Origin of the sequence: Dawidia soli (assembly GCF_018598185.1) — a bacterium.
In the GTDB taxonomy this organism is placed as follows: domain Bacteria; phylum Bacteroidota; class Bacteroidia; order Cytophagales; family Cyclobacteriaceae; genus Ohtaekwangia; species Ohtaekwangia soli.
In genome coordinates, this window is record NZ_JAHESC010000030.1 from 45521 (window position 1) to 69510 (window position 23990).

Below are 23990 nucleotides of genomic sequence, written 5' to 3' on the forward strand. Positions count from 1 at the left end.
GGCTACTTTCGCGCGTAAACGACAAAATCAAAGCTGTAGGCATGCCGTTCGTCGGCAGCGTGCGGCACGCGCGATATTTCCTTCCATTCATTTTTATCAAACGCTGGAAAGTAGGTATCACCCTGGATGACGGCGTGGATCTCCGTGAGGTACAGCAGGTCGGCCTGGGCCAGGGTAGCGTGGTAGATCTCGGCGCCGCCGATGATGAACAGCTCGCGCTCGCCGTTGGTGCGGGCCAGGGCGATGCCCTGATCGATCGTATTGACCGTGATGCACCCGGGCGCGTGAAACCCTTGCTGGCGTGTCACCACAATGTTGGTACGGTTGGGCAGGGGCTTAAACTTGTCGGGTATCGAGTCGTAGTTCTTGCGGCCCATGATGCAATGGTGGCCCTTTGTGGTCTGCATGAAATACTTCATGTCGTCGGGCAGTTGCCAGGGCAGGTCGTTGTTCTTGCCGATAACATGGTTCTGCGCATGCGCGGCGATGAGGGATATTTTCATGAGAGTTTATTTCCGCGAAAGAATTCGTCAATTTTCATACTGCGCTTGCCTTCCGGTTGCAGCTCTTCCAGCGCCACCCAGCCGTCGGCTGTGCGTACATGCAGATAGGTCTTTTGGTCGGTATCATAGGCACCGGGTTGTGCGTCGCGATCTTTCGTTACGATCGACACCCGGTATACTTTAAAGTTCTTATCACCTAGCATACACCAGGCCGCCGGGTAGGGGCTCAGGCCGCGTACAAAGTTGCGCACAGCCTCGGAAGACTGCGTCCAATCGATGCGGCAGGTTTCTTTGAAGATCTTGGGCGCGTGTTTGATCTCGACGTCCGTCGGTTGTGGCACAGACGGGTAGTTGCCGTCGGTGATGGCTTGTACGGTCTTCAGCACGAGCCTGGAGCCCAGCGCCATTAAACGCTCGTACAGGGTGCCGACGGTATCGTCGTCGTGAATAGGCTCTTTCTCCTGGAAGATGACGCTGCCGGTGTCGATCTCGTGCTTGAGGAAAAACGTCGTGACGCCGGTCTCGCGCTCGCCGCGTATAATGGCCCAGTTGATGGGCGCCGCGCCGCGATACTGCGGCAGGAGAGAAGCGTGCAGGTTGAAGGTGCCAAAGGCCGGCATGGCCCACACCACTTCGGGCAGCATGCGGAACGCTACGACGATCTGCAGGTTGGCTTGATAACTGCGCAGCTCGTCCAGGAACTCCGGCGCTTTGAGGTTGGTGGGTTGCAGCACGGGTATGTTGTGCTTCTGCGCACATTCTTTCACCGGCGAGTATACGATTTTTTGGCCCCGGCCCTGCGGTTTATCGGGCGCGGTCACGACGGCCACCACGTTGACGTGATGGGCCACGAGCACCTCGAGGCTGGGCACGGCAAACTCCGGGGTGCCCATGAAAATGATGCGAAGCTTAGTCATAAACGAGAACCGCAGAATCGGACAATGTCGCCGGTTTGCGGGCTACAAATTACATAATAAAAGATACACGAAGAGATTAAAAGAAGTTATAAAAAGCCACCTCACGGCCTCGCCAGGGCCGTTTTTAGAATTGGCCCTAAACTTGCCTTACAAGGATTAGTATCAATTACTACTTATATGAAACGGTTTATGTTCGCTGCCCTGGCACTGGTTACACTGGCCTCTTGTGATGTTACTGTAGTAGACGAGCCCCGCTACGACCCCCGCGACCAGGTAGTCGGTTCTTATAGCATGGAAGAATACTCCGAGACTTACGACGACTATACGTACTACAAAGTATATGTCAACAAAGACGGATACGCGGACGACCGGATCTACCTCGATAACTTTTACGGCGCCGACCTGCGGGTGCGGGCCTTCTTATATGGCAACAAGATCACGATCCCGTACCAGGTCATCAACGACTACGAGATCGAAGGTATCGGTACCGTTGACCGCAGCGGCATAAGCTTGCAATACTCGGTACGCGACCTGTATGAGAACACCATCACCGACTATTGTCAGACGTACGGTGACTATCGCTAATCAGGCTTCGCGAAACCACTTCTTGTCGGCGTAGAAGGTGCCGAACGGAATAAAGGAGGCGACAAAGGCCGCCACCGAGCGCGAAAACTTCCAGCGTAGCTCCAATGCTACTTGCAGCAGCAGGAGCACATACGCGATGAAGAGCACACCGTGGGCCATGCCCACCACGCGCACGGGGCCGGGGATGTCGGCCATATACTTCAACGGCATGGCGATGCACAGGAGTACGAGGAAGGAGATGCCTTCTAGGAACGCGACGATGCGCAGACGGCCTAATGCGGTTTTGATCATGATGCTATAGATTCAATAATGATATTACGATGATAACTGGCTCGCCAGGACGGCAATGCCCTCCGGAAAGCTGTGCGGCTCGTAGCCCAGCTCCCGGCGGGCTTTTTCAATGGTAAAGCCCGTCTTCGCCGGCCGTTTGGCGGGCTGCGTAAAACGGGTGGAGTCGGTAGCCTGGATCAACGCCTTGTCCAGGTGGAAATAATCGGCGGTAGCCAGCGCGATCTGGTAAGGGCTCAGAAAGTCTTTGCCGGAAATGTGATAGATCCCCTGCGCGCGTTTCGCGGCCGCCAGGTAACACCCTTGCGCCAGGTCTTCGGCCAGCGTCGGCGTGCGCCACTGATCGTCTACGACCTGGATGGTCTTGCCCTGCTCCACGCTGTTTTTCACCCACAGTACGATGTTGGAACGGCTCATGTCGTTGGTGATGCCATAGACCAGCACCGTGCGGAGGATCGCCCAGCCCGCTGTGGCGTGCCGTTGTATATACTGCTCGGCGGCGAGCTTGCTTTCGCCATAGTAGTTCACCGGGTGCGGCGGCTCGGTCTCGTCCAGCGGGCCGTGCGAACCGTCGAATACAAAGTCGGTGGAGACGTGCACCAGGTGTATGGCGTGACGGTTGCAGGCGTTGACGATATGCTCCACGGCCGTGACGTTGGCGGCCCAGCATTGCTCGCGCTCGGTTTCGCACTGGTCCACCTGCGTCATGGCCGCGGTGTGGATGATCACGTCGGGTTTCTCGGTGGCCAGTACATGCTCCACGGCATGGCCATCGGTTACGTCCAGCGGCACAAAGCGGCCGGAGGTAAGGGGTAATACAGACTTGCCGCGGGCCGTGGCCACCAGGGTAATGCCCACAGTCTGTTGCAAGAGTGCGGTAAGCTTCTGACCCAGCAGGCCGTTGGCGCCGGTAACAAGGATCTTCATGGACTACTTTTTAGCAGAAGGCGGGTACTGATAGCCGTACAGTTTCTCGATCTTTTTCTTTGACAGCTCTTCGATCGTCACCGTCATGCGGATATCTTCCAGGGGGCGTTTGGCCTGGTCGACAGATTGTTTGGCGATCGTGTCGATCACTTCCAGGCCTTTGATCACTTTGCCGAAAACAGTATAGGAGCCATCCAGCTGCGGGGCACCGCCCACCGTGGTATAGGCCTTTACCTGCTCGGCCGGTACATCTTTTTCCGTATTGATGCCGGTCTCGTTCTCTACGCGCGGCTTTAGCTTGAAAATAAAGTCTTGCGCGCCGTGCAGGTCGTTGGTCTGGTAGAACTGGCCGATGGAGTCGTACACCGGTTTATTAGCGGGGTTCTGGAAGAACTGCTGCATGGCCTGGTTGAACTTGGCCGGGTCGATCTTGATCTCTTCCTCCTTTACTTTGGTGCCGTGTACGATGTAAAACTGGCTTCCGCTGGATGCCTTGGAGGGATTCATCTGGTCGCCCAGGCGGGCCGCCGACAAAGCACCTTTTTCATGATAATATTTCGGGTTGAACTCGGCGTCGATGGTATAGCCCGGTCCACCCTGGCCCAGCATGGTGCCTTTGGGCGCCTTGCGCGAGTCGGGGTCGCCCCCCTGGATCATAAAGCCTTCGATCACGCGGTGGAACATCAGGCTGTCGAAATAATGCTCTTTCACGAGCTTGATAAAGTTCTGTTTGTGCTTGGGCGTTTCGTCATAAAGAATAGCGATCATATCGCCGTAGGGTGTGTGAAAGGTGACGACCTGGTCGCGCTCCTGCGCGCAGCCGGTGATAAAGATGCAGCAGAATAATGCGATGCCGGTTAAAAAAGTATGTTTCATAACAGTGAGAGTATAGATCAGCGATACCCGGGGATCAGGCGTTGTTGAGTTGTTGGCGTATTTCTTTCAGGATCTGCTCGCCGCCGATGGTCAGTACTTCGTTGGCGACCAGCTCGCCCAGCTCTTTGGCTTCTTCCGTCGCAGCGGAGCGCTTTACTTTGATGACGCGCTGGCCGTCCAGTGAAATGAGGCCGGCCTTTAACGAGATCAGATCGCCTTCGAAGTGGGCATAGCCAAACGCCGGAATGCTGCAGCCGCCGTGCAGTGTTTTGAGGAACGCTCGCTCGGCGCGTACGCATACTGCCGTGGCGGGGTGGTTCACCCAGCGTTCGAGGATCTCTTTTTTATCAAACGCCAGTTTCTTGTGGCACTCTACGGCAATACAGCCCTGGCCTACGGCCGGTACGAAGTAACTGGTGGGGATCTTCTCTACGATATAGTTGTCGAAGCCCATGCGGTGTACGCCGGCATAGGCCAGCAACAACGCATCGCACTCGCCGGCTTCCAGTTTAGCAAAGCGCGTTTGGAGGTTGCCACGGATGGAAACAGCCTGTACGTTGGGGTAAAAGTGTTTGAGAAAAGCCACCCGCCGTGTAGCCGACGTGCCGATGCGCAGCGTCGAGCCATTGGTAATATCGATCGGGCGGTTGCTGATCAGCACATCGTTCACGGCTTCACGCTCCGTAAAGGCGATCAGCTCCAGCTCATCGGGCAGCTCGGACGAAAGGTCTTTCGCGCTGTGCACGGCGATGTCGATCGAGCCATCCAGGAGCTTGGCTTCGATCTCTTCGGTAAAGACACCCTTGCTGCCGATCTTGGCGATGGAGACATCGAGGATCTTGTCGCCGCGTGTTTCGATCGGAACGATCTCGGTGCCATAGCCCGACGGGCGGATCAGGGACGCGATGTGTTCGGCTTGCCAGAGGGCCAGCTTGCTGCCACGGGTCCCGATGCGAATGGTTTTATTCATGTTACGGATTAAGCGTTTTGGATAGTTTCAGGGACAGGTCCAGGAAGATCATCTTGGCACTGCCGTTGCGTTCCAGGTGGTATGCGGCATCGTTGAGCAACTTGTACGAGCTCTCGATCTTATCCAGCGTCAGCACTTTGCTAAAATCATGAACGAACTTCAGCTCTTCGCCGCGGGTGCGGTTCATCGCGCCGGCGCCCGAGATGTGGAGCATCGACTCGCGCATCATGTTGATGCTATAGGTCATCATGTTGCGCTGGCTGAGCTTGTCCAGCCCGTGGTACGAGTCGGCCATGCCCACCAGCTGGCCATAGCTCTTTTTGAAACAGGCGCGCATCCAGTCGATGAAGACCGTAGCGTTGTTGTCTTCCGGGCTGTCGATCAGCCGCACGGCCTGACTGACGCTGCCTTCTGCCAGCTGCGCCAGCTTGTCGGCTTTGGCAGACTCTACGTTGTGACGTTCGCGCAGGTGCGCCGCTACTTCTTCGTCGTGCAGCAGCGGCACGGTTACGATCTGCGTACGCGAGATGATCGTCGGCAGCAGCTTGTCGGCGGCGTTGGTAACGAGTATAAAAAATGTCTGCGGGGGTGGTTCTTCGAGGATCTTCAGAATGCCGTTGGCGGCCGAGGTATGCATCAGCTCGGGCTGCCAGATGATCATGACCTTGTGCGGGCTTTCGAAGGGCTTTAACGACAGCGTCTTGATGATCTCGCGGCTCTCTTCGCGCGAGATGAGCGCCATCTTGTCTTCGCCACCATAGAAGTTCGTCCAGTCGTCGAGCGAACCGTACCACTGCTCGAGCAGGAACGACCGCCAGCTTTTCAGGATGTCGGCGCGGAAGCGGTCTTCATCCTTATCGTTCTTGACGTTGCTCAGGGGAAAAACAAAGTGTGTATCGGGGTGTATGAACTTGGCGTTCTTCGAGCATGCCGGGCACACGCCGCAGGCGTCGTCGCCCTTGTTCTCGCAGTGCAGGTAGGTGGCATAGGCCAGCGCTAACGGCAGGTTGAGGGCGCCGGCGGCGCCTACGAAAAGTTGCGCGTGCGCGGTATGGTTGCTTTTGACAGCGTCGGTAAGAAGTTGCTTGACGTCAATGAGACCGGGTATGTCGGAAAATTTCATGCTACATCTTTTCCCACGCGCGGCTTTGCGCGGTGGTGTCAAAGATATGGCGGAGAATGGCTTTATCCACGTCTCCCAGCGTAACATTTCTTCGGCCCAGCACACGGCCTGCCGTTTCCAGGGCTTTTGACAACGTGTGTGTCACCAGGCCCTCGCCACCGCCCCAGGCGAACGACGGAATATGCGCCGGCGGAAAGCCGGCGCCGAACACATTGGCGCAGACATCCACCACGGTGCCGGTGTTGAACATGGTATTGATGCCGGCCTTGCTGTGGTCACCCATCATGAGCCCGCAGAACATGAGGTCGGTAGCTTCCGGCCCGTTCAGCGCATGGTTCCAGGGGCGCACTTTGTCGTAGTTGTTCTTCATGTTCGAGGCATTGGTGCCGGCGCCCAGGTTGCACCATTCGCCCAGCACCGCATTGCCCAGAAAGCCGTCGTGGGCCTTGTTGCTGTAGCCAAACACCACCACGTTCGAAACCTCGCCGCCCATTTTAGAGTAGGGGCCGATGGACGAATCGCCGCGGATCTTGGCACCCACATTGATATGCGCCCCTTCACCCAAGGCAAACGATCCACGCACGACGGCGCCTTCCTGGATCATGCTGTCGCGGCCCAGGTAGATGGGGCCGTTTTCGGCGCTCAAAACACAGGCGCGCAGGTGTACTCCTTCTTCGAGGAAGATGTTTTCCTTCGGGCCATAGACAATGGTATGCGGATCGGTGATCGGAGCGGAAGTGCGGCCGGCCGTGATCAGGGCAAAGTCGAGCTTAATCTGCGCGGCGTTCGAAAGAAAGATCTTCCAGGTCCGGTCGATGACGGTGACGGGATGGGCATATTCGATCGTGTTTTGCTGGGTCATGGCGCCAGCGGGCTGATTGGCGGCCAGCAGCATATCGTCTTTTACAAGAAAATACTGGGCGGGTAAGGCTTTGATGGTGTCCACCAGGGTTTGGTCGGGACATACGGCGCCGTTGATCAGCAGGTCTTGCGCGGTGGTATGAAACGGAAACTTCTGTTGCAGGTAAGCTTCCGTGCGGAAGGAGACCTTGGTATTTAAGCGGCGTTCCCATTTTTCCTGGATGGTGAGGATGCCGGTACGGATGCAGGCTACGGGGCGAGTGAAGGTAAAAGGCAGGAGGGCAGTGCGGATCGAGGGATCGTCGAACAAAATCACATTCATGCGCCAAAAATAGAACATGAAATTAACGCCGCAACATACACCAAATCAGTGTGTGTGTCTGTGTGCGCCCACATGAAAAATAAAGTTACGACAACAAAAAAGCCCTCGTTTCCAAGGGCTTTTCTCTCCATTTTAAAGAAGAAGTTATTATGCTTTCTTCTGATACTTGTTCTTGAATTTCTCTACGCGGCCGGCTGTATCGACGAACAGCTTCTTGCCAGTAAAGAACGGGTGCGAAGCAGAGCTTACTTCGACCTTGATAACAGGGTACTCTTTGCCATCCTCCATTTTGATAGTCTCCTTGGGAGACTGAGTAGAACGGCTGATGAATTTATGATCGCTGGAAGTATCCCAGAAAACCACTTCCTTGTACTCCGGATGAATGCCTTTTTTCATATCGATTCGTGCTTTTTGCCTTAAAAGGAGTGCAAAGATAAGGAGCTTGCGCGGATATCCAAACGCTGGCGCCGGTTTTGATTCAGAACTTGTTTTCGGGTATCTTGCGGCCCCGGAATTAACCATTTTTTAAGCTAATAATCCTGGTCAGCGATTGAAACATGCCCCGCAATACCGCTTTGCCCTTGGATTTCAATCATTTGCAGATAATTTCACAGGCATGATAAAACGCTACTTCCTGCTGGCGATCGGGTGCATGGCCGCTGCCACCGCCGTTGCCCAAAGCTCGTATGCCCCCTTGAATGAAGATTATTATCACCTTGTAGACCGCTACGAAGTAAAAACGGGCTACATCCTACCCCAGCTTTTTACTTCTGTAAAACCCTATAAGCGATCGGCCATCATTGCCCTGGTCGATTCCGTCAACGCCGTGGAAGGGTTCCAGTCCCGCGCCGACCGGTTTAACTACAATTATTTACGAGACGACAGCTGGGAGTGGTCCCGGGCGGAAACCGCCGACAGCAAAAAGCCCTTCCTCAAACACTTCTACCGCAAAAAGTCCGATCTCTTTCACGTAGACGAACCCGAGTTCGACCTGCACGTAAACCCCGTGCTATACCTGGGTACCGGCCACGATTCGCAGCGTGACGACGCCCTCTTCATCAACACGCGGGGTGTGGAGGTGCGCGGAATGGTCGACCGTAAGATCGGTTTTTATACCTACCTCGCCGATAACCAGGCTGTGCTGCCGTCGTATGTATGGAAGCAGATGTCGCTCAATCCGGTCATACCCCACGAGGGGTTCTGGAAGGAGTTCAAGTCGGGCAAGGGGGTCGACTTCCTGCAGGCCCGCGGTCACATCACGGTGGATGCCAGCCGCAGCATAAATTTACAAATGGGCTACGACCGCTTCTTTATCGGCAACGGCGTGCGCTCGTTCATCTTCTCCGACTATGCCCCGCCGGTGTCGTTCTTCAAGGCCAACATCAAAGTGTGGAAGCTGAACTATCAATATTTCGTCAGCGAAATGACGGCCGACATCACCGGCAACCTGGGCGGCAGCCGGCAGATGGACCAGGGCTATCCCGACAAGTTTGTGACCTTTCACCACCTCAGTGTGAACATCGGCAAGAAGCTGAACATCGGGGTGTTCGAGTCTGTGATCTTTAGTCCTGACGATACGCTGGGGGCCGGTAAATTTGAATGGGCGTATCTCAACCCCATCATCTTCTACCGCGCCATCGAACAGCAGAACGGCAGCAGCGACAACGTTATTCTCGGTATGGACTTTAAGTGGAACGCTGTCCGCAAGCTTTCGTTTTACGGACAGTTCGTGCTCGACGAGTTTGTACTCGATCACATCAAAGCGCGTGACGGCTGGTGGGCCAACAAGTTTGCCGTGCAGGTGGGCGGAAAATATATCGACGCCTTTGGTGTGCCCAACCTCGACCTGCAGGGTGAAGTCAACATCGCCCGGCCGTTCATTTACTCACACAATACCAACTATGCCAACTACAGCCATTACCAGCAACCGCTGGCCCACCCGCTGGGCGCCAACTTCGAGGAGCTGGTCGGTATACTCCGGTATCAGCCGCTGCCGCGTCTGAACCTGACGGGCAAGCTGATGGTGACGCGCGTGGGGCGCGACTCGACCGATTACAACTGGGGCAGCGAAGATCCGCAGAACTTTAAGTACAACTGGGGGGGCGATATCCTGAAGCGGAATACCACCCGCGAGAAAGAGTATAACAACAGCATCGGGCAGGGCGTGAAGAACGACCTGGTGTATGCCAGCTTTATCGCCTCGTGGCAGTTTCGGCACAACCTGTTCATCGACCTGAACGTGGTGCTGCGACAGAGCAAGGCAAACCTGGCATTTTACAATAATAATACATCCATTACGTCTGTGGCGTTACGCTGGAATATTGCGCGGCGCTCGTACGAATTTTAACGACGGTCAGATCTTTTCATGAAAGTATATTTTCGAGTATTACGGTACGTTCCTAACCTGGGCATTCGCCTGGTGCAGTTCTTTGGATATTCCGTTCTGGGCATTGTCTTCGGGGTCGTGAATTATGCCCTCGTCATTCCGTTGCTCGACACCCTGTTTGGCGATACTAAAGACGCCAGCCAGGCGGTGCCGGCATACCCCACGTTCGAGCCTTCGCTCGACTATGCGACGGACCTTTTCAATTACCATATTCTGACCACGGTTCGTGACTATGGTATTATGCAGGCATTGCTCTTTATCTGCATTGCGTTGGTGGTGAGTATGCTCATCGCCAGCGTCTTTCGTTATATGGAACGCATGGCCGCATCGCGTATCAAGGTGGATGTCGTCAAGAATATCCGCATGGATATTTTCGACAAGGTATCGCAGCTCCACGTGGGTTACTTCAATGACCAGCGCAAGGGCGACCTGATCTCACGTTTTACCAATGATGTAGTGGAAGTCGAAAACGCAGCGGTCAACAGTTTGAAGTTTGTACTGAAAGAGCCCATTACCATCCTGGTCACCTTTGGTGTACTATTCTTTATATCAGTAAAAATGACACTTTTTACTTTGCTGGTGTTTCCTATTACGGGGGGGATACTGTCAGAGATCATCAAACGCCTGAAGCGCCGGGCCATTCAGAGCCAGGAATCGCAGGGGCGCATCGTCAATATTTTAGATGAAGCGTTTGGCGGCATGCGGGTGATCAACGCCTTTAACGCCCGCTGGTTTGTGCTGGGCAAGATCGATGCGGAAACCAGCTATCACCGCAAGGTGAACTTGTCGATGGCCCGCAAGAACGAGCTGGCCTCACCGGTGTCGGAGACGCTGGGCGTAATGATCATGGCCGGCCTGATGTACTTTGGCGGCTCCATGGTATTGGGTGAGAACCCGGAGCTGACACCGGGTAAGTTCCTGGGCTTCCTGGCCCTGTTTGCGTCGATCATTCAACCGGCTAAAAACTTCTCGAATGGTATCACCTCGGTGCAAAAAGGAACGGTGTCGGCGGAGCGGATCTTTCGCGTGATCGATACACAACCCCTGGTAAAAAATAAGCCTGACGCGAAACCCATCGGAGAATTTAAGGAATCTGTCGAGTTCCGGAATGTGAGCTTTGCTTACGAGCGCGACCTGGTGTTGAAAAATATCAACCTGAAGGTTGAAAAGGGCAAGACCATCGCGCTGATCGGCCCCTCGGGTGGCGGCAAGTCCACGCTGGCCGACCTCGTACCACGTTTTTATGACCCCACGGAGGGAGAAGTGTTGCTGGACGGTGTGTCGCTGCGGGACTATGAGCTTGAATCTTTGCGCAAGCAGATGGGTGTTGTTACACAGGAATCGATCCTGTTCAACGATACGATCTTTAACAACATCGCCTTCGGCCTTGAGCACGTACGCGAGGAAGATGTGATCCAGGCCGCCCGTGTGGCCAACGCCCACGACTTTATCATGCAGACACCCGATGGGTACCAGACGGTCATCGGTGAGCGCGGTTCGAAACTGTCGGGCGGACAGCGCCAGCGGTTGAGCATAGCGCGGGCGGTATTAAAAAACCCGCCGATCATGATCCTCGACGAGGCGACGTCGGCGCTGGATTCCGAGTCGGAGCGGCTGGTGCAGGATGCGCTCAATAACCTCATGAAGAACCGTACTTCGATCGTGATCGCCCACCGGCTGAGCACCATCCAGCATGCCGACGAGATCGTTGTGATACAAAACGGTCAGATCGTTGAACGGGGGCGCCACGAAACATTGCTAAACCAGAGCGGTCTGTATAAAAAACTTATAGAAATTCAAACCATGGACAGGTAAGCCCGTTAGTAGAATTTCTTTTTTTCAGTTACCTTTAACAAGTATATCGTACTAACGAGCATATTGGTTTTTAATCATGAGTAAGAACAGAGTAATTTTTTATATCGTATTTGCACTTTTTCACCTGGGTGCATTCATCTTCACTGTTGTACTCGACAATAACACCAACCTGCTCTTCAGTATGGTAAGCTGGGTGCCTTACTTTAAGTGGGTCACCTTTTTGGGAGTCATTCTTATCATAGCAGACGTTATTTGGTCATGGATCATCAATCGCGATTCGCAACGGGAAAAAGCAGCCCTGATACAGGAGCTGAACACCCTCAAGGCAAAACTTTTCGACATGCAGGAGGCCTCGTCCAAGAGCGCCGGCAATCCCGCATCACAGACGAAGTAAGCATCATCAACCCCCCGGGCCGTCATGGTTGCTAAGACCTTTGGCGGGGCTGTCTACGGGGTGGACGCACGCACGATTACCGTCGAGGTAAATATCATTCAGGGTCTGCATTTTCATTTAAGCGGCTTGCCTGACAACGCCGTAAAAGAAAGCCAGCATCGGGTGGAGGCGGCGTTGAAAAGCGGCGGCTATTTCATGCCGCGTAATAAAACCGTGGTAAACCTCGCACCGGCCGATATTCGCAAGGAAGGCGCCGCGTACGACCTGCCCATTGCCCTGGCCGTGCTCCAGGCTTCGGAGCAGATCCAAACCGAACAGTTGGAACGTTATATCATCATGGGCGAGCTCGCCCTCGATGGCACGCTACGGCCCATAAAAGGAGCGCTCCCCATTGCCATTCAAGCCCGCAAAGAGAAGTTCACCGGATTTATACTACCTGCCGACAATGCCCGCGAAGCGGCCATCGTCAACTCTCTCGATATCCTTCCGGTACGCACGCTACAAGAAGCGATCGACTTCCTGACCGGCAAGGCCACGATCGAACCGGTACACGTCGACACACGTGAGCTGTTTGCCGCCAGCAATAGTAGCTATCCCATCGACTTCAAGGATGTGCAGGGGCAGGAGAGTATCAAGCGCGCGCTCGAGATCGCCGCGGCCGGTGGCCACAACGTCATCATGATCGGCCCGCCGGGTGCTGGTAAGACTATGCTGGCCAAACGGCTGCCGTCCATTCTGCCGCCGCTTACGCTCAACGAAGCTCTTGAGACGACCAAGGTACACTCCGTAGCCGGTAAGCTTGGCAAGGATGCAGCGTTGATGACCACCCGGCCGTTTCGCAGCCCGCACCATACCATTTCGGACATCGCGCTCGTGGGCGGCGGCGGTCATCCACAACCCGGTGAGATATCATTGTCCCATCACGGTGTGCTGTTCCTCGACGAGCTGCCCGAGTTTAAGCGCTCGGTGCTGGAGGTGATGCGGCAGCCGATGGAGGAAAGACGCGTGACCATCTCGCGTGCAAAAATATCGCTTGACTTTCCGGCCAGCTTTATGCTGGTGGCGTCCATGAATCCATGTCCTTGCGGATACTATAATCACCCCGAGAAAGAGTGTGTCTGCGCGCCGGGCGTGGTACACCGTTACCTACGCCGCGTCAGCGGGCCATTGCTGGATCGCATCGACCTGCACGTAGAAGTGGTGCCGGTCAGCTTTGACGAGATGACCGCGAACCGCAAGGCGGAGAGCAGTGAGCAGATCCGCGAGCGTGTTGTCAAAGCCCGGGAAGTACAGGCCGAGCGTTTTAAGGCGCACGACGACCTCTATTGCAATGCCATGATGCCCTCGCACATGGTGAAGGAAGTATGCGAGCTGAACGAAGCCGGCCGCAAGCTGCTCAAGACCGCGATGGAGCGGCTGGGGCTCTCGGCGCGGGCCTACGATCGCATTCTGAAAGTAGCGCGCACCATCGCCGACCTGAGTGGTGCTGCGGACATCCGCGTCGAGCACCTGGCAGAGGCGATTCAATACCGCAGCCTCGACCGCGAGGGGTGGGCGGGGTAAGCCTGCCGGGGATTTTGGCAGCCGATATTTTACGCTATTTTTGGGCTGGTGTCTGCACAACGCAGCACACAGCAGTGTAACCCCCCACAGGAATAGCCGTACGGAAATGCCAACAGGAACGAAGAAGATACTTATACTGGGCGGACTCGGCTTTATCGGCAAGAACCTGTACAAGCGCCTGGCGCACGATGGCCACACCGTCACCATCCTGACGGAACGGATACACAGCGAGGCCGATGGTTTCCTGACGCCCGCGGTACGACAGCATACCCTGCAAGGCAGCATCCTGAATCCGCAGTTGATGAACAACCTGGTGGCGGGGTTTGATGTCATCTTCTCGCTGGCCGGCAGCTCGGGCGCCGCCGACAGCATCCGCGATCCGTACCACGACCTGGACACGAACCTGAAGGGGCACCTCAATATACTCGAGGCCTGTCGCCAGTATAACCCCGGGGCGCTGCTCGTGTTCCCTTCGAGCCGCCTGGTGTATGGCAAGCCCACGGCAAACCCGGTGCGCGAGGACCACCCGTTGCAGCCCGAGTCGATCTACGCCATTCACAAGATCACCACCGAGCATTATTATTTGTTATACCAGCGTCTGTATGGCATTCGCTCGGTCATCTTCCGCATTGCCAATCCGTTTGGTCCGTACCAGCGCTTTGGCAGCAACAATTACGGCATCCTCAACTGGTTTATACACAAGGCGCTCGTGGGCGAGCCGATCGAGATCTACGGCGACGGCAGCCAGCAACGCGACTTCATCTATATCGACGACCTGGTGGAGGTATTGACCCGGGTGATGGACACGCCGGCCATGGCGGGGAATATATACAACGCCGGCGCCGGCGCGGGCATCTCGCTGCGCCAGGCGGTAGAGGTGATCCAACGGTATATCCCGGCGACGCAGGTAACATTCCGGCCATGGCCGGAGATCGCCAAAAAGATCGAGACGGGCGACTACATTGCCGACATCGGCTTGCTGAAACAACATACCGGCTGGATGCCCCGTACGAGTTTTGATGCGGCCATGAAAGAGACCATTGCATTTTATGACAGAAGCAACACGTGACCGGGTCTGCTGCGCCCACTACGCCTCGACCTATTTACCGCTCACCCAGAACTGGATCTACCGGACACTCACACACCACCGGTCTTACCGCCCGATATTCCTGACCCGAAAGAAGGAGAACCTCAACCTGTTCCCCCTCTCGCCGGTATATAGCCTCGACGATCGGGGCAAGGTATGGCAATACGTGTCGGTCGCCTTCTTCAAGATATTTGGCTACTTCGGCTTTATGCAACGTGCCTGTCGGCAGCACGAAGCAAAAGTACTGCATGTACATTTCGGCTACCACGGTGTAAAAATGACCGGTCTGAAAAAGAAGCTGAACATACCGATGATCTGCAGCTTCTACGGCGACGACGTCTTTTCTTTCCCCACGCTACCCGCCAACCGCGCGCGTTACCAGGCGCTGTTTCGGGATGCCGATAAATTGCTGGTGCTCGGCCCCTATATGAAAGCCGAGCTGATACGGTTAGGCTGCCCGGAGCATAAGATCGCGATCCACCACCTGGGCATCGACGCCGATACCATCCGTTTTGAGAAACGTACCGTGGCGCGGGGCGGTAAGATCCGCTTTCTGATCGCGTCCAGCTTCCTGGAGAAAAAGGGCATCGAGCTGGCCGTACGCGCGTTGGCTGCGCTGCGCACACAATACGACTTCAGCCTCGATATCATTGGCGACGGCGTGCTGAAGCCTGTCATTCTCGAGGCGATCGCGACGGGCGGCATACAGGACCGCGTGACGCTGCACGGTTATAAGCCGTATGCGTATTTTATCGATCTGTCGTACCGGTGTGACGTATTGATACAAGCCAGCCGCACGGGCAGTAAGAATAACAAAGAGGGTACGCCGATGGCGATTGTCGACGCGATGGCTACCGGCATGGCCATTATTTCCACGAAACACTCCGATATACCCGAGGTGGTGCACGACGGTGTACACGGCTTCCTGGCCGAAGAGAACGACGTTGACAGCCTGCGCCAATGCCTGGCCCGGCTGTTCGAGCAGGCCGACCGCATCGAGGCCTTTAGCGTGGCCGCCCGGGCCCGCGTAGAAGCGGAATTTAACGTCGCCACCCAAACCCAACGGCTGGAGGGGTACTATACGGAGCTGATCAGCGCGCAGGGGTAATTCGCCTGGCGACGTTTCCATCCAGATGGGGGAGGAGCGGGTGTAAAAAAGATCGCCGGATTTGTGCAACTTTTGGTAACTTCCGGACATCTCCGAAGATATCCGGATAACCCCACGACCTATGTTAAAAAGCCTGCTCCTCATCGCCCTGCGCAACATGCGTAAAGAAAAAGCCTACACCGGCATCAATGTGCTCGGCCTTACGGTGGGCATTACCTGCAGCATGTTCCTGCTGTTGTATATCCTCGATGAGCTGAGCTTTGATCGTTACCACAAAGATGCTCCCAACATTTACCGGGTCGTTACCCACATCAAGGAAACGGATGATGCTTTTACCTGGGCGGTGGCCCAAATACCGTTTGCCGAAGAGGTACGCGATAATTACCCGGAAGTTAAAAACGCCGTGCGCTTTTTTGGCACCGGCCGTACATTATACCGCTACGAAGAAAAGGAGTTCTATGAAGACAAGTTCTTCCAGGCAGACTCCACCGCCTTCGACATGTTCACCTATACGTTCCTGGCGGGTGACCCCGGCACCGCCCTGGACGAGCCGTTCTCGATCGTGCTGACGCGCAGCATCGCGATCAAATATTTTGGCAAGACCGATGTCATTGGCCAGTCGTTCCAGAACCAGCGTGGCGAAACGTTTAAGGTTACGGCGGTCATGGAAGATGTACCGCTCAACTCACACTTCATTTTCGATGGCCTGATCTCGGCCAGCAGCCGCCCGAAAGATGCCGTCGGCAGCTGGGGGAACTTCGGGATCTATACCTACATCCAGCTGCCCGAGGGTTACGACCTCAGCAAGATGTACACCAACCTGGAGAAGATCGTGAAAGAAAAGGTCGACCCCATCTTTGCGCAGTATGGCATCACCATTCGTTATGAGCTGCAGCGCATTATCGACATTCACTTATACTCCGAGATCCAGGACGAAGCGGAAGCGGGCGGGAGCATGAGCGTGCTATATATCTTCGCGGCCGTCGCGGTGTTTATGCTTGTCATTGCATCTATCAACTATATGAACCTTGCCACGGCGCGCTCGGCCAACCGTGCCAAGGAGGTGGGCATTCGCAAGGTGATGGGCTCGCCCCGTACACAGCTTATGGCGCAGTTCATCATGGAGTCTGTGGTGATCACGTTCACATCCTTGGTCATCAGCCTGCTGTTGATCTACGCATTGCTGCCGGCGTTTAATGAGCTGGCGAATAAAAAGATGCCGTTCAGCTATGTAATGCAGGCGCCGGTATTGCTGAGCCTGCTGGCGATCGTATTGGTGGTAGGCGTAGGGGGCGGAAGCTACCCGGCCTTTTACCTCTCGAGCTTTAACCCGATCGGGGTATTGAAGGGAAAGCTTTCGGCCAGGGGCGGCAGCGTGATCTTCCGCAAGGTGCTGGTCGTGCTGCAATTCTCGATCTCCATCTTCATGCTAATCAGTACGATGATCGTGTTCGATCAGCTGCAATACATGCGCACGAAGGACCTGGGGTTCACAAAAGACCGCGTGGTGTGCATAGCGCTGTCGGGAGAGGACCAGGTGAAAAAATCCGGGGTGCTGGCCGAGCGCCTGCGCCAGACGCGGGGAGTGGAGTGGGCGGGCGCTTCCAATGCAGGCCCCGGCGACGGTATCGGTAAGCTGCTGCTACAGGTGGACGATAGCGAAGGCAAGCTGGTAGAGCGGGGCATCAACCTCTACCGCGCGGACTTCGACTTTATTAAAAGCATCGGCATGCATGTGGTCCAGGGCCGCGACTTCTCGCGCGATGTATCTTCAGACACGACGTTTGCCGTGCTGGTAAACGAAGCCATGGTAAAACGCATGGGGTGGAAAGATCCCATTGGCAAACGGTTCGTCTTCCAGGACGAGCAGCCGATTGAAAAACGCGTAGTAGGTGTGGTAAAGGACTATCACCAGAATTCACTTTACGGCGTGATCGAACCACTGATGATCATGTTGAGCGAAGACGATAACTATTTGCTCTTTGCCCGCATCAAGGAAGGTGAAGATACGAAAGAGGCACTGGCGGCTATTGAAAATACGTGGAACGGCGTATTCTCCGACATACCGTTTGAATACGACTTCCTGGATCAGCGGTTCGACTCGCAGTATAAGTCTGACGAAAAGCGCAGTTATATCTTCACGTTCTTCTCCGCGCTGACGATCTCCATTGCTTGTCTCGGTTTGCTGGGCCTGGCGGCATTCACCACGCAGCAACGGTATAAAGAGATCGGCATCCGGAAGGTGATCGGTGCCAGTGTGCAGGGGTTGGTGATGCTGGTGGCGCGGGAGTTCTTTATACTCGTAGGCATCGGAACGATCATTGCGTTCCCGGTGGCGTGGTACTTTACCAATTCGTGGCTGCAAAAATTTGCGTATCGTATCGAGCTGAGTGGGGAGTGGGCTACGTTTATACTTTCGGCCTTGCTGGCAGCCCTGATTACGATGCTGACGGTGGGCTACCACGTACTGCGGGCAGCGTCCTCTAATCCTGTGAAGGCGTTGAGGGACGAGTAGTACGTCTGGTTATTTCTATATTTATGCAAGCGTATTTAGCCCTGAAGGCGCAACAATTCGAGGCGCATATGCATCGATTGTTCCGCCCTTTCAGGGCTGCCTTTACAGAACAAGACGTTTCCGCATGTGGCCGGTCTTCTACCGGCTTTTTTAGAATCGAATGATAAATGTTGTTCCCTTATTGACTTCACTTTCCGCCGTCACGGCGCCGCCCATCGCTTCGATCTGCGTCTTCGTGAGGAAGAGCCCCACGCCGCGGGCTTCTTTGTTTTCATGGAACGTCTTGTGCAATCCAAACAACTTATCCCCGAACTTCTGTAAGTCAATTCCCAAGCCGTTATCCCGCACGCGCAGCTCGGTTTTGCCGTCGACAATATTGGATGATACATGGATCTCCGGCCTGCGATCGGGCGAGCGATACTTCACGGCATTGCTCAGCAGGTTCTGGAAAATGCTTTCCAGGTATGTCTTTGAATAGCCGATCGTCGGCGCCACATTAAAATCAAACGTCACCGTGGCTTCCGATTGGATCAGTTCGCCTTCGAGTGACTGGATCACTTTGTCGAGCATGTCTTTGAAGCGGATGTCGGTATATTCTACTTCGGTGTTCTTTTTGACCTTTAAGGTTTCCATCAGCTCGTTCATTGTCTCGCTGAGGTTACCGGAGACGTTCTTGAGCTTTTCGAAGATCATTTTATACTCGTCGATACCGCTTTGCTCGTTGAGGAGGCCGATCAGCGCCTTGATGTTGCCGATGGGTGAGCGCAGGTTATGCGAGATGATGTGCGCGAACTCGTCTAGTGCCCGGTTCTGCTCCTGTAACTCAGAGGCTACTATTTCCAGGTGGTTCTTGGAGCGGATCAGTTCCTCTTCTGATTTCTTACGGTCGGTGATGTCGATCGCGGAAGCGAAGATCAGCTGGCGCTCTACATCGGTGGACGAGCTCCACAGCAGCCAGCGGTACGAGCCATCTTTGCAACGGTAGCGATTTTCGAACGTATTGATATGGTTGCCCCCGCGGATATAACGCATGGTTTCTTGCGTAGCGCCGATGTCATCGCCGTGTACAAAATCGGTGAACGGACGGGATTTCAGCTCCTCCAGGGTCCAGCCGAGCTTGTCGGCCCACGCAGGACTCAGTTTTTTAAAATAGCCATCAAAGCCTGCAATCACGTTGAGGTTGACGGTATAACTAAAGACGCGTTCGTTTTCATTGCTTACCTGGCGGAATTCTTCTTCGACTCGCTTTTGCATGGAGATGTCCGTTGCGATAAACGCATAACCAATACGGTCGTTCTTTTCATCCCATAAAGCTGTCACCGAAATCGAGACGGGAAACACAATACCGTCTTTGCGCACGTATGTCCACTCGCTGCGCTCGGCATTTTTTTTGTCCTGCAGGCGCGCGACGAACACTTCGAATCCGGGGGAGATAGTTTTGTTCAGCTCGTCGGACAGGATGGTGGCACGGTGCAGTATTTCTTGCGTGTCGTGAAAGGTTACTATAGAGACGCGGTCCATCACATCGTCAGCGGCATAGCCGAGGAGCAGCTCAGCAGCCCGATTGAAGCTAGTAATAGTACCGTGTATATCCGTAGAGATCACGGCCAGCTCGGTCGTGCTGATAATGGCTTCCTGCAGCCGATAAGCGTTCGCCAGGGCGTTCAGAAACTTATCGTCCGGCAAGGACTTCTCATACAGGGGGAGGGGCTCCATGAAAGGTGGTCTTTCCAACCCCTAAGTTACAGAAATGTAACGGCGATGTATTGCTAACCGTAGAATAATTTGGTCAGAAAGCGAAACCGCGCTGACGCCTAGCTTCAAAAACTACAACGGCTGCCGCGGTTGACACGTTCATCGAGTCAATTTTTCCCTGCATGGGAATAATGATGTTTGCGTTGGAATTTTTTACCCACGCGTCGGAAAGTCCCGTGGCCTCAGTGCCCATGATAATGGCGCTCGGTTGTGTGAAGTCTATTTCGTGGTAAGGCCGCGAGGCCTGCAAATAGGTACAGTAGATTGCGATGTTGTTTTTGCGAAGCCATGCAATAGTTTCTTCCGATGTAGCGGCGGCGATCTGTTTGGTAAATACACAGCCTACACTGGACCGCACTACGTTGGGATTGTAAAAATCTGTTTGCGGATCGCAAATGATCACGGCGTCCACTCCGGCGGCATCGGCCGTGCGCAGAATGGCGCCGAGGTTGCCGGGTTTCTCGACCGCCTCGACAATTAATAATAAGGGTTGTTTGCCAAGCTGCAGCCGGTCCAGGCCGTGCGGCTTTTGTTTGGCGATGGCAACCAGGCCGCCCGTGCTTTCGCGTACCGCGATCTTTTCGAATACCTCTTCTGATACCGGGATCAGCAAGGTCTGTGGTTGAGTATACTCCGCGGCTTCCGCGGCGGGGATGATCGCTTCACAAAAGAACAGCGTCTCCAATGCATAGCCGGCGTCGCGGGCCAGGCCGATCTCCTTTTTACCTTCGATCACAAACACACCTTGTTTACGCCGCTCACGGGGCTTTTCCAACGACAACAAATGTTTGACTTTCGGATTCTGAGTGCTGTTGATCTTTACGTGCATGCGCAGCCGTTAATTCCCAAAGGTATGGACAGTTCGGGAATTCCCACGGCACTTTTCGCGGTTTACCATTAGTTCTGTTACTTTGCCCCCAAAATAAACGGCACTACGCGTTGAATATCAAGCTGCACCATCCTTCTTCCTGGCAGGACTACGAACTGCTGGACTCCGGCGACTTCGAAAAGCTCGAACGTTTTGGCAAGTATATTCTCAGCCGCCCCGAGCCTCAGGCGATCTGGAGCAAGTCGTTACACGAAGACGAATGGAAGAAGCTGGCCCACGCGCGCTTTGTGCGCGAGCAAAAGGATAACTTTCGCTTTGCCGACGATGTGAAGGGTGGCTGGTCGCGCGGCCCGTCCATGCCCGAAAACTGGCAGGTGCAGTATCGTTACAACGACCTCACCCTCAACCTTCGCCTTGGTCTGACCAGCTTCGGCCACGTTGGTGTTTTTCCGGAGCAAGGCAACAACTGGAATTTTATCTACGACACCGTCACCGGCTGGAAGATCGCCAGGCCCCGCGTGCTGAACTTGTTTGCTTATACCGGCGCAGCGTCTGTCGTGGCGCGCACGGCGGGGGCCGATGTGGTGCATTGCGATGCGTCCCGCCCCGGGATCAACTGGGCCAACCAGAACATGCAGTTGAACAACCAGGATAACATCCGTTGGGTATATGAAGACGCCTTTAAGTTTGTGCGCCGTGAGGTCAAGCGTGGCAATAAATACAACGGACTGATCATGGACCCGCCGCCGTACGGCCGTGGTCCCGAAGGAGAGAAGTGGACGCTGCAAGAACAGCTGAACGAACTGGTCTACATGAGTAGTCAATTGTTAGAAGACGATCATCACTTCTTTATTCTGAGCATGTATGCCGTGGGTCTTTCGCCGATCGTGGGCCTGAACGTGGTGAAAACACATTTCCCACAGGCGGCCCCGGAATACGGCGAATTTTTCCTGAAATCCAGGCAGGGCAAGGATCTGCCGATGGGCACCTTTTTACGGTTCCGGTCGGAATAAGCCAGGTTGGAGCAACCTGCGCCGGCATGCCTTTGGTGCGGCTTTGACAGGGCTTATATAGGGCTTTAGTAGGGCTTTGATACGGGTATGATAGGGCTTTGATACGGGTAATCTCCCCTTTCACATTCCTGATAACGCTATTCAAACGTGTGCGGTAGGCGAAGAATCTTTCGAGAAATAGGGTATACGCGGATGAAAGAGTGGTGGAACACGGGAATGTGAATTATTCGTAGTCTTTTTGCGAGGCCTTCGACAAGTCCTTAAATAACCGTATCTTTGCGCCTCAATTCAAGAAAAACAAGGAATACAACGAATTTATGGACGTTAACAAGATCAGGAACATCGCCATTATCGCCCACGTCGACCACGGTAAGACTACGCTAGTGGACAAACTGCTGATGGCGGGAAAGCTTTTTAAAGATCACGAAAATCCCGGCGAGCTGATCATGGACAGCAACGACCTGGAGCGTGAGCGTGGTATCACGATCTTGGCTAAGAACGTGTCCGTACGTTATAAAGACTATAAGATCAACGTAATCGATACCCCGGGTCACAGCGACTTTGGTGGCGAGGTAGAGCGCGTGCTGAACATGGCTGACGGCGTTCTCCTGCTGGTCGATGCGTTTGAAGGGCCCATGCCCCAAACCCGCTTCGTGCTGCAGAAAGCCCTGCAACTGGGCCTGAAGCCGATCGTGGTCGTAAACAAAGTAGACAAGAAAAACTGTACGCCCGACGAGGTGCACGAGCAAGTATTCGAGCTCATGTTCCAACTCGATGCGACCGAAGAGCAGTTGAACTTCCCGGCGTTTTACGGTTCTGCCAAAAACGGCTGGATGAGCACGGACTGGAAAACACCTACCGACAGCATCACGCCATTGCTCGACGGTATCATCGAATACATCCCTGCGCCGAAGATCGCAGAAGGTACTACGCAGATGCTCATTACATCGCTCGAGTACTCGGCTTATACCGGCCGGGTAGCGATCGGACGTGTACACCGTGGTGGCATCAAGGCGGGTCAGCCGGTTGCGTTGATCAAACGCGATACCAAAGCCATCGTAAAATCACGGATCAAAGATCTTTATGTCTTTGAAGGGTTTGGAAAAGAAAAAGTAGAGGAAGTAAAGGCGGGTGAGATCTGCGCGCTGGTGGGTCTGGAAGGGTTTGAGATCGGTGATACGGTTGCCGACATCGAGAATCCCGAGGCTATGGCGTCGATCAAGATCGACGAGCCGACCATGAGCATGCTCTTTACGATCAACAACTCGCCGTTCTACGGCAAAGAGGGTAAGTTCGTAACCTCACGGCACATCAAAGAAAGACTTGAGAAGGAGCTGGAGAAGAACCTCGCGTTGCGCGTGGGCGAAACCGGTTCGGCCGACTCGTTCATGGTCTTTGGCCGCGGCGTACTGCACTTGTCTGTACTGATCGAAACCATGCGCCGTGAAGGCTATGAGCTTCAGATCGGTCAGCCGCAGGTGATCTTCAAAGAGATCGACGGTGTGAAGAGCGAGCCTATCGAAGAGCTGACGATCGACCTTCCGGAAGTTGTTTCGGGCAAGGCCATTGAAACCGTATCACAGCGCAAAGGCGAGATGACCAACATGGAGCCGAAAGGCGACCGTATGATCCTGAAGTTCACCATCCCTTCACGGGGTATCATCGGTCTGCGTAACTACCTGTTGAACGTAACCGCCGGTGAAGCGATCGTAACACACCGCTTCCTGGAATACCAGCCGTACCGTGGCGAAATCCCGGGCCGTATCAACGGTTCGCTGATCGTTATGGAGCAAGGCGAAGCGATTGCTTACTCCCTTAACAACCTGCAAGACCGCGGTAAGTTCTTCATCGATCCAGGAGAGCCTATCTACGAAGGTCAGGTAATCGGCGAGCACAGCCGCAGCGGTGACCTGGTGATCAACGTTACCAAGACCAAGAAGCTGACCAACATGCGTGCGTCAGGTGCCGACGAAAAGATGCGCATTGCGCCGCCGGTGAAATTTACGCTTGAAGAGGCCCTCGAATATATTCAGTCAGATGAGTATGTTGAAGTGACGCCGAAATCCATTCGCCTGCGTAAAATTTACCTGACGGAAAATGAGCGCAAGCGTTTCGGTAAATAATATTCGATTTTCAATAATCGCCGGACTCAT

The 23990-nt window shown here is 54.6% G+C and carries 21 protein-coding genes; 10 read left to right on the forward strand and 11 right to left on the reverse strand.

Annotated elements, in window-relative coordinates; genetic code table 11:
* Positions 1 to 2: 2 nt before the first annotated feature.
* Positions 3 to 503, reverse strand: a complete 501-nt coding sequence (locus KK078_RS19380) for a dihydrofolate reductase (protein ID WP_254091965.1) — start codon at positions 501 to 503, stop codon at positions 3 to 5.
* Complete coding sequence (gene fmt, locus KK078_RS19385) at positions 500 to 1420, reverse strand: methionyl-tRNA formyltransferase (RefSeq protein WP_254091966.1); 921 nt, start codon at positions 1418 to 1420, stop codon at positions 500 to 502. Before fmt ends, KK078_RS19380 begins: the two co-directional genes overlap by 4 nt.
* Positions 1421 to 1597: 177 nt before the next feature.
* Here fmt and KK078_RS19390 point away from each other — a divergent pair, with 177 nt between their 5' ends.
* Positions 1598 to 2005 carry a hypothetical protein gene (locus tag KK078_RS19390; protein WP_254091967.1) on the forward strand — a complete coding sequence of 136 codons (408 nt, stop codon included), beginning with the start codon at positions 1598 to 1600 and terminating at the stop codon, positions 2003 to 2005.
* Here the strand turns inward: KK078_RS19390 and KK078_RS19395 are convergent, their stop codons facing one another.
* The 7 genes from KK078_RS19395 to KK078_RS19425 form a co-directional block, all read right to left on the reverse strand.
* On the reverse strand, positions 2006 to 2296 hold the full coding sequence (locus KK078_RS19395; protein ID WP_254091968.1) for a DUF3817 domain-containing protein: 291 nt from the start codon (positions 2294 to 2296) through the stop codon (positions 2006 to 2008).
* A 24-nt stretch (positions 2297 to 2320) separates the two neighbouring features.
* Positions 2321 to 3220 (reverse strand): SDR family oxidoreductase, encoded by a 900-nt coding sequence (locus KK078_RS19400; RefSeq protein WP_254091969.1) that lies wholly within the window; start codon positions 3218 to 3220, stop codon positions 2321 to 2323.
* Positions 3221 to 3223: 3 nt separating this feature from the next.
* Positions 3224 to 4096 (reverse strand): peptidylprolyl isomerase, encoded by an 873-nt coding sequence (locus KK078_RS19405; protein WP_262898735.1) that lies wholly within the window; start codon positions 4094 to 4096, stop codon positions 3224 to 3226.
* Between the two features lie 34 nt (positions 4097 to 4130).
* Positions 4131 to 5066: a hydroxymethylbilane synthase gene (gene hemC / locus KK078_RS19410; protein ID WP_254091970.1), complete on the reverse strand. Its 936-nt coding sequence runs from the start codon at positions 5064 to 5066 to the stop codon at positions 4131 to 4133.
* Between the two features lies 1 nt (position 5067).
* The gene (locus KK078_RS19415) at positions 5068 to 6189 is read right to left on the reverse strand and encodes a DNA polymerase III subunit (RefSeq protein WP_254091971.1); all 1122 of its coding nucleotides are present in this window, start codon (positions 6187 to 6189) and stop codon (positions 5068 to 5070) included.
* A 1-nt stretch (position 6190) separates the two neighbouring features.
* A complete protein-coding gene (locus KK078_RS19420; protein WP_254091972.1) occupies positions 6191 to 7390 on the reverse strand; it encodes a GlmU family protein in 1200 nt (399 codons plus the stop codon).
* A 129-nt stretch (positions 7391 to 7519) separates the two neighbouring features.
* On the reverse strand, positions 7520 to 7768 hold the full coding sequence (locus KK078_RS19425) for a type B 50S ribosomal protein L31 (protein ID WP_254084965.1): 249 nt from the start codon (positions 7766 to 7768) through the stop codon (positions 7520 to 7522).
* A gap of 220 nt (positions 7769 to 7988) precedes the next feature.
* Here KK078_RS19425 and KK078_RS19430 point away from each other — a divergent pair, with 220 nt between their 5' ends.
* The 7 genes from KK078_RS19430 to KK078_RS19460 all read left to right on the forward strand — a co-directional run bounded on the left by KK078_RS19430 (position 7989) and on the right by KK078_RS19460 (position 18240).
* Positions 7989 to 9719 (forward strand): hypothetical protein, encoded by a 1731-nt coding sequence (locus tag KK078_RS19430; protein WP_254091973.1) that lies wholly within the window; start codon positions 7989 to 7991, stop codon positions 9717 to 9719.
* 18 nt (positions 9720 to 9737) lie between these two features.
* On the forward strand, positions 9738 to 11573 hold the full coding sequence (locus KK078_RS19435; RefSeq protein WP_254091974.1) for an ABC transporter ATP-binding protein: 1836 nt from the start codon (positions 9738 to 9740) through the stop codon (positions 11571 to 11573).
* 76 nt (positions 11574 to 11649) lie between these two features.
* Entirely contained in the window at positions 11650 to 11967 is a 318-nt protein-coding gene (locus KK078_RS19440) for a hypothetical protein (RefSeq protein WP_254091975.1), read from the forward strand.
* A 24-nt stretch (positions 11968 to 11991) separates the two neighbouring features.
* The gene (locus tag KK078_RS19445) at positions 11992 to 13530 is read left to right on the forward strand and encodes a YifB family Mg chelatase-like AAA ATPase (RefSeq protein WP_254091976.1); all 1539 of its coding nucleotides are present in this window, start codon (positions 11992 to 11994) and stop codon (positions 13528 to 13530) included.
* 106 nt (positions 13531 to 13636) lie between these two features.
* Entirely contained in the window at positions 13637 to 14599 is a 963-nt protein-coding gene (locus KK078_RS19450; protein ID WP_254091977.1) for an NAD-dependent epimerase/dehydratase family protein, read from the forward strand.
* Positions 14580 to 15725, forward strand: coding sequence for a glycosyltransferase (locus tag KK078_RS19455; protein ID WP_254091978.1), 1146 nt, complete (start codon positions 14580 to 14582; stop codon positions 15723 to 15725). The genes KK078_RS19450 and KK078_RS19455 overlap by 20 nt, the downstream gene beginning before the upstream one ends.
* A 121-nt stretch (positions 15726 to 15846) precedes the next feature.
* A complete protein-coding gene (locus KK078_RS19460) occupies positions 15847 to 18240 on the forward strand; it encodes an ABC transporter permease (protein ID WP_254091979.1) in 2394 nt (797 codons plus the stop codon).
* A gap of 150 nt (positions 18241 to 18390) precedes the next feature.
* Here the strand turns inward: KK078_RS19460 and KK078_RS19465 are convergent, their stop codons facing one another.
* Together KK078_RS19465 and KK078_RS19470 are read right to left on the reverse strand one after the other, a co-directional pair.
* Entirely contained in the window at positions 18391 to 19956 is a 1566-nt protein-coding gene (locus tag KK078_RS19465) for a PAS domain S-box protein (RefSeq protein ID WP_254091980.1), read from the reverse strand.
* 73 nt (positions 19957 to 20029) lie between these two features.
* On the reverse strand, positions 20030 to 20824 hold the full coding sequence (locus KK078_RS19470; RefSeq protein WP_254091981.1) for a TrmH family RNA methyltransferase: 795 nt from the start codon (positions 20822 to 20824) through the stop codon (positions 20030 to 20032).
* A gap of 110 nt (positions 20825 to 20934) precedes the next feature.
* Between KK078_RS19470 and KK078_RS19475 the strand changes: the two genes are divergently transcribed.
* Positions 20935 to 21837, forward strand: a complete 903-nt coding sequence (locus KK078_RS19475) for a class I SAM-dependent methyltransferase (RefSeq protein ID WP_262898736.1) — start codon at positions 20935 to 20937, stop codon at positions 21835 to 21837.
* 317 nt (positions 21838 to 22154) lie between these two features.
* Complete coding sequence (gene typA / locus KK078_RS19480; protein ID WP_254091982.1) at positions 22155 to 23960, forward strand: translational GTPase TypA; 1806 nt, start codon at positions 22155 to 22157, stop codon at positions 23958 to 23960.
* Positions 23961 to 23990: the final 30 nt, after the last annotated feature.

Bases quoted from the DNA above. Each gene is read 5' to 3' on its own strand.
- fmt (WP_254091966.1), bottom strand. From the start codon at position 1,420: ATGACTAAGCTTCGCATCATTTTCATGGGCACCCCGGAGTTTGCCGTG.
- typA (WP_254091982.1), top strand. From the start codon at position 22,155: ATGGACGTTAACAAGATCAGGAACATCGCCATTATCGCCCACGTCGAC.
- KK078_RS19460 (WP_254091979.1), top strand. From the start codon at position 15,847: ATGTTAAAAAGCCTGCTCCTCATCGCCCTGCGCAACATGCGTAAAGAA.
- hemC (WP_254091970.1), bottom strand. From the start codon at position 5,066: ATGAATAAAACCATTCGCATCGGGACCCGTGGCAGCAAGCTGGCCCTC.
- KK078_RS19425 (WP_254084965.1), bottom strand. From the start codon at position 7,768: ATGAAAAAAGGCATTCATCCGGAGTACAAGGAAGTGGTTTTCTGGGAT.
- KK078_RS19400 (WP_254091969.1), bottom strand. From the start codon at position 3,220: ATGAAGATCCTTGTTACCGGCGCCAACGGCCTGCTGGGTCAGAAGCTT.
- KK078_RS19430 (WP_254091973.1), top strand. From the start codon at position 7,989: ATGATAAAACGCTACTTCCTGCTGGCGATCGGGTGCATGGCCGCTGCC.
- KK078_RS19395 (WP_254091968.1), bottom strand. From the start codon at position 2,296: ATGATCAAAACCGCATTAGGCCGTCTGCGCATCGTCGCGTTCCTAGAA.
- KK078_RS19390 (WP_254091967.1), top strand. From the start codon at position 1,598: ATGAAACGGTTTATGTTCGCTGCCCTGGCACTGGTTACACTGGCCTCT.
- KK078_RS19455 (WP_254091978.1), top strand. From the start codon at position 14,580: ATGACAGAAGCAACACGTGACCGGGTCTGCTGCGCCCACTACGCCTCG.
- KK078_RS19415 (WP_254091971.1), bottom strand. From the start codon at position 6,189: ATGAAATTTTCCGACATACCCGGTCTCATTGACGTCAAGCAACTTCTT.
- KK078_RS19420 (WP_254091972.1), bottom strand. From the start codon at position 7,390: ATGTTCTATTTTTGGCGCATGAATGTGATTTTGTTCGACGATCCCTCG.
- KK078_RS19435 (WP_254091974.1), top strand. From the start codon at position 9,738: ATGAAAGTATATTTTCGAGTATTACGGTACGTTCCTAACCTGGGCATT.
- KK078_RS19465 (WP_254091980.1), bottom strand. From the start codon at position 19,956: ATGGAGCCCCTCCCCCTGTATGAGAAGTCCTTGCCGGACGATAAGTTT.
- KK078_RS19445 (WP_254091976.1), top strand. From the start codon at position 11,992: ATGGTTGCTAAGACCTTTGGCGGGGCTGTCTACGGGGTGGACGCACGC.
- KK078_RS19405 (WP_262898735.1), bottom strand. From the start codon at position 4,096: ATGAAACATACTTTTTTAACCGGCATCGCATTATTCTGCTGCATCTTT.
- KK078_RS19380 (WP_254091965.1), bottom strand. From the start codon at position 503: ATGAAAATATCCCTCATCGCCGCGCATGCGCAGAACCATGTTATCGGC.
- KK078_RS19470 (WP_254091981.1), bottom strand. From the start codon at position 20,824: ATGCACGTAAAGATCAACAGCACTCAGAATCCGAAAGTCAAACATTTG.
- KK078_RS19450 (WP_254091977.1), top strand. From the start codon at position 13,637: ATGCCAACAGGAACGAAGAAGATACTTATACTGGGCGGACTCGGCTTT.
- KK078_RS19440 (WP_254091975.1), top strand. From the start codon at position 11,650: ATGAGTAAGAACAGAGTAATTTTTTATATCGTATTTGCACTTTTTCAC.